Genomic DNA, 1,987 nt, shown 5'->3' on the forward strand with positions numbered 1-1,987 from the left:
AGGAAAACCAACATGACGAACCCACCCATCAATCCCATGCTATCCAAGCTGGTCGTTCACGACGCCAAGCGCCCCATCGACCCCTACGCCGCAATGCTGATCGAGAACCTCACCCTTCCGGTCAAAGGCCTGTATGTTCGCCAGTTCCTCGAAGACATCCTGGGACTGCAGGACCTGCGCCAGATCCTGGCCACCCCCATTCGCGCAGACAGCCAGCAGGTGCGCTTACTGGTGGAGGTGGTCCAGCCCATCGCAGATGCCTGGCAAGAGGATGCGCTGGACTTCACTGCCAATGCGGATGCGGTGTATGTCGCATCCATTCTGTATGCGCTGGACTACTGCATGTTCCCAGCGCTGTGCGGCAAGTACGACACGCCGCATGCGCTGTACTGGATGGTGCAACCGTATCTGGCACAGCTGCGCGTCCGAGACCAGCCATCGGCCAACACGGTGCAGTTGTGCATGCACTGGGACCAGTTCGATGTGGAGGGGGATTTTAGGGAGTGGATGCGTGCGCGCTTGGACAACGCACTGCGCCTGCTGGAACTTGCATCTTTTTAAAGAAATTTTGCAGAAACCTCAGAAACGCGCTTAGGCGCTCGACCTAAAAGTTCAGTATTTGATTTGTCAGCCAGACATGCATCGCAATTCAAGGAGAAGTTTATGAAAGCTACCCATCACGACACATCGCGCGCTCGCAGCGGTCCCGCACTGTCCCTTCCGAAGAAGGTGCGCCAGAGCGCAGCCGTCATCGAGATTGACGTGGGGAAGAACCGCACCATGGATGCGCGCTTCCTGTGCGTGGCCATCAACTACCCCTACATGTTCGAGAACTCTGTGGCGACCATGAACATTGATCGGCGCTGGGCACCAGCCTTCACGCTGACCTGTATGGAAATCGATGCGGCCTTGGGAGACGGTACCCATGGCTTCCGTTGGAGGATGCTCGCCGACGACGATGGGTTCCCTTTGTGGGCCTATACCCTGGCCGCCGAGTACAACCAGAAGGTGGCCATCACCTGGACGCCCAACGGGCCGGACGTGGAAATTCTCAAGCCCGCGGGCGATCCGCATGACCATCTGCGCGAGACCATCGGCACCATCATTGGCCGCGGCGTGGAGCGGGCAATTGCTGCAACAGATAAGGCAGCAAAGGGTGGGGCCGCCAACGATTCAGTCTTTGCTCATCCGGGAGACTGCAAATGAGTGCGCGCCTCCAGCATCCATCCCTTCATGGCGGCAGGTCAGCGGTGGCTGCCAATGGCGACCTCTTTGAAGGAACCCCTTGGGCCACTTATCCAACGGGCAAAGTAGCCGGACCCACTCGTCTCAGGCTGGTCAATCCTGCTGACCTGGACGACATGTTCAGCGCGACCGAAGACCTGTGGCTGCGTATCAAGCACCATCCAAGTCTGCGCATCCATGTTCTTAAGGACTCGGCCTTGGATATGCACCAGGTTCTGGTGCGGCCGGTATCTCAGCTGGATACAGAGGCCCGGCAATTGCTGCGCGCTGTCCAAGACCGTAACCGTTACGCCTGGAGGCAGCTCAGAAACGACCACGGATCGGATCGGACGCACGCCCACAACCTGGTGCGCAGCATCTCGCGCACAGGGAATACGGTGGTGCTTGCACTCACACCCACGCATCGACTGGTTCGTCAGGCGGGGTTCGGCGTGGTGGGGCAATTGGCTGGTCTTGTGGAGCGGCTGTTGACTGCATCCTCTACGGTAGGTGTGCCATTCACGAATGATGCGTCTATTAGGACAGGCGCATCGGGCCCAGATAGCCCACTTCCTGGGATCGACGGGGACACCATGGCCGCGCACTGGCAAGCCCGTATGCGCTCGCTCAAGATCGAAATCGATGCGTTGGGAGGCTAAGCCATGACACCGTATCTCCAAGAAATGAGCCCACGTCGCTTGCCCCCAAGCCTCCATGCAACGAGAACATTGAAGGGAAAACCCTCACAGACGTCGCTTTTGAA

At 58.7% G+C, this 1,987-nt stretch carries 3 protein-coding genes; all 3 read left to right on the forward strand.

Annotated elements, in window-relative coordinates:
- The first annotated feature begins 12 nt into the window (after window positions 1–12).
- The 3 genes from AC1RMF_RS26475 (at window position 13) to AC1RMF_RS26485 (ending at window position 1,883) form a co-directional block, all read left to right on the forward strand.
- Window positions 13–561 (forward strand): hypothetical protein, encoded by a 549-nt coding sequence (locus AC1RMF_RS26475; RefSeq protein WP_493145520.1) that lies wholly within the window; start codon window positions 13–15, stop codon window positions 559–561.
- Between the two features lie 102 nt (window positions 562–663).
- A complete protein-coding gene (locus AC1RMF_RS26480) occupies window positions 664–1,206 on the forward strand; it encodes a hypothetical protein (RefSeq protein ID WP_493145522.1) in 543 nt (180 codons plus the stop codon).
- Window positions 1,203–1,883, forward strand: coding sequence for a hypothetical protein (locus tag AC1RMF_RS26485; RefSeq protein ID WP_493145524.1), 681 nt, complete (start codon window positions 1,203–1,205; stop codon window positions 1,881–1,883). The genes AC1RMF_RS26480 and AC1RMF_RS26485 overlap by 4 nt, the downstream gene beginning before the upstream one ends.
- The last annotated feature ends 104 nt before the right edge of the window (window positions 1,884–1,987 follow it).

This window comes from Rhodoferax sp. GW822-FHT04A08, from assembly GCF_058801025.1.